We start from the raw sequence: 6624 nt of genomic DNA, 5'->3' as shown, positions 1-6624 counted from the left end.
CCAGGAAGTAGTTTCATAGTATTATCTTTAATAACTTCAGAGCCTATATGTTCATTTGTATAACTATCATATACGTCTGCAATAATAACATTCTCCCCAGATTCTCTGATATTACTTATTCCAAGACCACTAATTAGCTCTTCATCACCAGAAAAATAAAGCTGGCCTTCTTCCCCTGGTGTTGGTGTTTGAATTACAATTGAACCAGGTTGAACAATGTTATTACCAAACATACTTTGATTTTCTTCTGTTACAAAAGTTACCAATCTTTCATTAATTGTTGGATCAATAGAGCCATATCCCATACTTATTAAAGCCTGGTTTAATTTATCTTCAAGTTCCTTAACAGTATTTGAACCAGACAAATGAATGGTAGCACTTTCCCCGTTACCACCATAGATAGTCAAATCTTTTGAGGTAGCAAAGGCTTCACTACCATCGGAGGAAATAAATTGGGCAAGTTCACCAAGCTGTGTATTATAATCAACAATTTCTTTTTGTTGGTTTTGTTCTACATTAAAGGATATATTGTAGTCATCATCTTCTAAACCTGCAAATTGAACATTGTATTTATACGTCCATACATTGCCATTTTCATCCATTTCAACCTGTTGAAATGTTTGATTTGTTCCAGATAATTGGTTAAACTGTATATCTGTTGTAACATCAGGGTTTGAAATAGATTGTAGTTTTACCGTAAACTCTTCTGGACCTGCATCATCATCTACAGTGTTTCTATCACTTACTGAATATAATACCTTATCGCCAGCTTCTATCCTGTCAAATTCTTCCCCACCTATATCTAATGTCCCTTCATCAAAAGCTGTTAAAGCTGTTAGATCAATCTCTAAATCATCTGCATATGAGCCTATCTCTGTTCCAAGCAAACCATTTCTATCGTTGTATGTAGCTGGCACAGTAACTGATTCTGTAAAATCACTATTTGCATCATACCATGTTAGGGTTGCAAAACCAGTATATTCTTGCCCGTCTTCAGGGTCTTCTGGATAACCTTGGTTGAATTCAACTAACAAATAACCACTTTTATTAACTTCCACATCTTTAAATTTATTTGAATCATCAAAATCCTGCATATTCTCTACAGTTTTTGCCATTACCACCTTGTCTTTATCGTTACCATTATTAATATTATCGTTAATCTCCATATTATAAGTAAGCTCTTCACCTGTTATTGGGTTTGTTTCAGGCATATTTACTGGATTAATATTACTAACAGCTTCTTGACCTTCTATAATATTAGCATTACTCGTATTCTCTGCGTATTGAAATTGTGTTGTCTGGTATACAGCATTTTGACCTGGTGTGACATTTAATTCCATCTTATAATTACCTGTTTTAACAGGCCCATTTACTACTGTATTAACATTAGGGTTATCAGCTGTCCATAGTGCAGTCATATCACCATCTAATAGCTTTCTTGTGTTAAATTCAGCAGCATATGCAGCCCTATTAATCTCGTCTTTTAGCTCATCTACTTCTTGCTGTATATACTGTCTATCATTTGCGTTATAAATACCATTTGCTGATTGAACTGCCAACTCCCTTAACCTTTGAAGCATTGAATTGATTTCACCAAGTGTTCCATCAGCAACCTGCAACATAGATAGACCATCTTGAACATTTAATGAAGCCCTTTCATAACCAACAATCTGCCCCTTAATTTGGTCAGCTATAGAAAGCCCTGCAGCATCATCTGCTGGAGAATTAATCCTTAATCCTGAAGACAATCTTTGTATTGACTTTGATAGATTATTTTGTGTTTGCCCAACATACCTTTGTGCAGTTATGGCTGATACATTTGTTTGTACTACTAACGGCATTTTATACCTCCTATAAATTTATTTAATACTCTTTAAAGCATTTTCTAAATTTACTATCGACCATATAATGATTTACTTTAGGATTTTTATAAAATAAATCTGTAAAACTACAATCTTCTTTCTATGTTAGTAAATCCCACAATAAATCACTAGACACTCCACATTAAAAATAATAAAATCATTAGGCTAAATTTAAATGAGAATAGATTTATTGATATATAACTTAAAGGAGGTTTGAGTTGAAAATTTCTTATTTTGACTGTTTTAGTGGCATTAGTGGTGATATGATTTTAGGGGCTTTAATTGATGCAGGTCTTGATATAGATCTATGGAAAAAAGAGCTATTAAAGCTTCCAATCCCAGAATCAGAATACAGAATAGAAATAACAAAGGCTAATAAGATTTTTATGGAGGGCACAAAGGTTAATATTATTGAATTAGATAATAATTCTATACATCAAGGGAAAAATAAAGATCATAAAAAACATAGACATTTAAATGATATATTAGAAATTATTGAAATTAGTAAATTAAATAATAATGTTAAGTTATTGTCAAATAAAATATTTAAAAGAATAGCTGAAGTAGAATCAAAGATCCACAATATAGATATAAACAAGGTCCATTTTCATGAATTAAGTGGTCTAGATACAATTATTGATATTGTTGGCAGTTTAATTGCCTTTAATTTATTAGGGATTGAAAAAATCTATTCTTCACCAATACCAATAGGAAGTGGTATTATTGATGCTGCTCATGGTAAAATACCGGTACCTGCGCCTGCAACAATTGAACTTTTAAAAAATTGCCCTATATACTCAAACAATATAGCAGATGAGGTTACAACACCTACAGGAGCAGCAATTATAACTACTCTCTCAGAGCACATAGGATATATGCCACAAATGAAAGTACTCAATATTGGCTATGGAGCAGGCTCTAAGGATTTTAAAATACCAAATCTATTAAGGGTTATAATAGGTGAATTAACTGAGAATATACCTACAAAAGAGCAGCTACTCATTGAAACTACAATAGATGATATGAATCCTCAAATATATGAATATTTAATGCAAAAATTGTTTGATGCTGGCGCACTAGATGTTTACTATACACCTATTTTTATGAAAAAACAAAGACCTGCTACATTAATTACAATACTAACTGATATTTGTAATGAGGGTGTAATTGCTGAGACAATATTTAAAGAAACTACTACTATAGGTTATAGAAAGCGTTTTGTTGATAAAGTAGAACTAAATAGAGATATTTATACAATTGAAACCCCTTGGGGAAGTGTAAGAGTCAAAAAAGCTACTTTTGGAGATAATATTAATATCTCTCCCGAATATGAGGATTGCAAGAAGATTGCAAATAAATTTAACATGCCTTTAAAAAGAGTGTTAAAAGAAATAGAGAAAATAATTTCAGCTTAATAAAAAATAATCTGAGCTAGACAACTTTATTAACAAATTCACCAATTCTGTTTCCTCTTTTCACAGCGTTAATATCGGCCTTTGTTAATTCTGTAGGGTAGTCTCCTTTATCACCTGATTCAATCCTTGGGTTCATAACAGCACCATCTCTTAGCACATGTTCAGCTCCTAGTGCATGCCCAATCTCATGTAGGGCTACTGCCTCAAATAGCTCATCATCTTCAATATCCTCTATAACTATATCTACTTCCTTTTGGGTTTGAATACCTTGATTCTGTTTGCTATAAACCTTATAATGTGTATAGGTTGTCCCTATAGGGCTTCCTGGTAATTCGCCAGTGGTAATAGAATTTATTCCATCCATTTCTCCTGATGGATCTTTAGAAGCATCACCGTGCCTAATCTCTACAATATCTTCACCTAATTCACTGTTCCACTCATTTGCAGCAGACTGCAAAGCCTTATATTGATCACCTTCTAAATTTGTATTAAGTATAAGTTTATCTTGATCTACATTTTGCTGTTTTGTTATAATATTATCAATAATATTATTTAATATATTGTTAATCATAACCATTCTCTATAAACTTTTTTTACATAATCGGAAGTTTTTGCATTTACTTTAATAATTTTATTAAGAAATATTAATTATTGACGATTAATATATTAAAAATATAAAATTTTTAAAATAACATGATAAATAAATTCTTTATAATAATAGCTACACTCTTTTTATTTAGCTACCTCAATGCTCAAGAGATGGATTATAATAGTTTAATTGAAAACGGTGATGCAGCATTTAATTCTGGTAATTATGTAAATGCAATAAATTATTACTCACAAGCACTTATTATTGATCCTTTTAATGAGGAGCTATATTTTAAAAGAGCTGAATCCTTCTATGAATTAGGAAGATATAATCAAGCAATCTTTGATTATACAGAAGCTATAAAATTAGACCCATCTTTCTATGAGGCTTATCTAAAAAGAGGAAATGCTTATTTTAAACTAAAAGATTTTAATAATGCTATTAATGACTACACAAAAGCAATAGAACTAAATCCAGATAAATATATAGCTTATTATAATAGAGGGCTAGCGTATATGAATCTAGGTGATTATGAAAATGCTATAGATGATTTTACTGAAACACTTAGATTAAACCCAAATCATGTAAATAGTTATATTTATAGAGGAGTCTCCTATTTAAATAGCTCTAACTATAATAATGCAATTAATGATTTAACAAAGGCAGCAAGGTTAGATCCAAATAATCCTGTTATATATTATAACAGAGGGATTGCTTTTTATAAAACTGGCAATATTAATCAAGCAATATCTGACCTCTCTTATGCTATAACATTATATCCAAACTATGATGATGCATATGTAGCTAGGGGCCTAGTTTATGCTTCTATTAATAACTATGATAAAGCAATTGAAGATTATACTGCAGCACTTAATATTGACCCACAGAATGCTTATGCCTATTATAATAGAGGTGTGGCATATGAAAATATAGGAGAATACCAACTAGCAAGTTACGATTTCGATAGAGCTTGTCAATATAACAGAAGTCTATGCACCTTAGATCAGTTATTGCCTAACAATTAGTATATTTTAAAAATTCTTAATAAGCTTTTATTCTTATAATGTAACTAAAGTTAATTATTTCTTTTATTAACTAGTAAATTAGCTACTAATGACATAACAATTTCTTTATTTTGGTTAAAGGTATTCCATCTCATCCTAGCTATACCTATTTCTTTATACTTATTATGGTTTTTCTTCTCCATTACCTCTAACTCAACAGAGAGTGTATCTCCTGGAAATACTGGTTTTCGCCACCTAAGGGTATCTCCTCCTGGGGAGCCTAAAACCGATAAATCCTTAAAGTAATTTTCTACAACCATTCGGTGTGTTATAGAGGCGGTATACCAACCTGATGCACAAAGGGAACCAAAAATTGATTTTTTTGCAGCCTCTTCATCTATGTGAAAATATTGGGGATCAAACTTTTTAGCAAAATCTATTATTTCATCCTTATCTACTTTAACACTACCGAAAGACTTCTTTTCTCCAACTTCTAAATCCTCAAAATAACGCATAAACACTCTCTCCTTAGCTAAATGTTATTTATTAAGTATTAAACCAAATATAATTAAACTAATCCTCTCTCTTAAATATTGCTGCTACATTAGTAGATCCTGAGCCGCCTAAATTAAAGGTTAAACCAACTTTTGCATTTTCAGCTTTTAGCCCTATAGGATCACCCATAAGTTGTCTTGTAGCTAAAACAGCCATTGAAACACCTGTTGCTCCAACAGGATGTCCCTTTGCTTTAAGACCCCCTGAAAGGTTAATAGGCAATTTACCCTCTGGAAAAACAGTATCTTCATCAATCAAGAGATAGCCTTCACCTGGTTTTGCCAATCCCATAGCTTCATATAACATAATCTCAGCTATAGTAAAACAATCGTGGATTTCTGCAAAATCTATATCATCTATAGTTAGGTTAGTTTCTTTAAGAACACTGTCTATAGCAATTTTTGCACCGGACAATGTATAATTTTCCCTATTTTTCATGCTTAAATAATCACTAACATGTTTTATCCCCGCAATTTCAATGACAGAACCATTCTTCTTTGCTACTTCTTTCTTATTTGTCAATACAACAGCGGCAGCACCATCTGATATTAACGAACAATCATAGACTCTAAGTGGATCAGCAACTATAGGATTTTTTTTCTCAGGCAAATTTAATATATCTTCATAGCTTAAATCCCTGGGTAGTTGTGCTAAAGGATTGTGAAGGGCATTTCTGTGATTTTTAGAAGCAATCTTGGCAAATGCAACCCTTAACCTATCTAAACTAATATTGTATTTTTTCATATAACCCTTTGCAAATTCAGCAAAAAGCCCTGGGAAGGTCATACCTTTAGAGCCTTCAAGCTCCCAATGTGAAGCCTGTGCCAATGCATAGGTTACCCCTTTCGTATCAAGGGATGTCATTTTTTCTGCAGCTATAACTAAAGCAAAATCAACCTCTCCTGCCCTAATTGCGTTTATTGCTTGGAGTATAGCTGACATCCCGCTAGCACAAGCGTTTTCCACACTTGTAGCTGGCTTAAACCTGAAATCCTTGTGAATATCAAGAGCAATTGGACCCAAATGACTTTGATTATTCAAAACGGGTGCATTAAAATTCCCTACCCAGATTCCACCAATATCCTTTGCCTCTATATTACTATCTTCTAAGGCACCTTTTCCAGCTTCACAAATTAAATCATAGATACTTTTATCCTCTAATCTTCCAAATTTGCTATGTGATGTTCCTGCTACATATA

6 protein-coding genes are annotated in these 6624 nt (G+C 32.3%); 2 read left to right on the top strand and 4 right to left on the bottom strand.

Going from position 1 to position 6624, the window contains the following annotated elements:
- The coding region (locus SVN78_07340; protein MDY6821418.1) for a hypothetical protein at nt 1–1841 on the bottom strand (1841 nt) is incomplete at its 3' end.
- A gap of 239 nt (nt 1842–2080) precedes the next feature.
- On the opposite strand from SVN78_07340, the gene larC reads away from it, so the two are divergent.
- On the top strand, nt 2081–3277 hold the full coding sequence (gene larC / locus SVN78_07335; protein MDY6821417.1) for a nickel pincer cofactor biosynthesis protein LarC: 1197 nt from the start codon (nt 2081–2083) through the stop codon (nt 3275–3277).
- A 16-nt stretch (nt 3278–3293) separates the two neighbouring features.
- Here the strand turns inward: larC and SVN78_07330 are convergent, their stop codons facing one another.
- Entirely contained in the window at nt 3294–3848 is a 555-nt protein-coding gene (locus SVN78_07330; GenBank protein MDY6821416.1) for a matrixin family metalloprotease, read from the bottom strand.
- 122 nt (nt 3849–3970) lie between these two features.
- Here SVN78_07330 and SVN78_07325 point away from each other — a divergent pair, with 122 nt between their 5' ends.
- Nucleotides 3971–4891 (top strand): tetratricopeptide repeat protein, encoded by a 921-nt coding sequence (locus SVN78_07325; protein ID MDY6821415.1) that lies wholly within the window; start codon nt 3971–3973, stop codon nt 4889–4891.
- 50 nt (nt 4892–4941) lie between these two features.
- Here SVN78_07325 and SVN78_07320 read toward each other — a convergent pair whose 3' ends face one another.
- Entirely contained in the window at nt 4942–5385 is a 444-nt protein-coding gene (locus tag SVN78_07320) for a MaoC family dehydratase (protein ID MDY6821414.1), read from the bottom strand.
- A 58-nt stretch (nt 5386–5443) separates the two neighbouring features.
- A partial coding sequence (locus SVN78_07315; GenBank protein MDY6821413.1) for a thiolase domain-containing protein occupies nt 5444–6624 on the bottom strand: 1181 nt, incomplete at its 5' end.

This window comes from Deferribacterota bacterium, from assembly GCA_034189185.1.
Lineage (GTDB): Bacteria > Chrysiogenota > Deferribacteres > Deferribacterales > UBA228 > UBA228.
This window is presented reverse-complemented; position numbering and strand designations above follow the sequence as displayed.